Here is a 354-nt window from a genome sequence, read left to right as displayed (position 1 = left end):
TCACGCTGTGGCTGAGGATGTCAGCCTTGAGTGCATCAACCAAGGCTTGCAACTGCACCCCACAACTGCCCACCCAGGCGCCCAGTGTGGAGCGCGGTATGGCTACACCAGCACGACCAAAGATGGCTTCTTGGCGGTACAAGGGCAGATGGTCAGCAAACTTGGCCACCAGCACCTGGGCCAGAAGACCCGTGGTGGGAATGCCTTTGTCGATGATGTGTGCCTCCACCGGGGCCTGGATCAGCGTTTGGCACTGGGCACAGACCCATTTGCCACGGATGTGGCGCTGCACACTGAAGACACCGGGCTGGTAGTCCAGCTTCTCGGCCACATCTTCACCGATCCGTTTCATTT

General features: G+C 59.3%; 1 protein-coding gene. It reads right to left on the bottom strand.

The genetic code is table 11. The features are described 5' to 3' along the window. On the bottom strand, positions 1-354 hold a 354-nt coding region (locus tag LHU53_RS19595), incomplete at both ends, for a transposase (protein WP_227334467.1).

The organism is Rhodoferax sp. U2-2l, assembly GCF_020594515.1.
In the GTDB taxonomy this organism is placed as follows: domain Bacteria; phylum Pseudomonadota; class Gammaproteobacteria; order Burkholderiales; family Burkholderiaceae_C; genus Rhodoferax.
The sequence above is the reverse complement of the archived record's forward strand: the minus strand, read 5'-3'. Positions and strand labels throughout refer to the sequence as shown.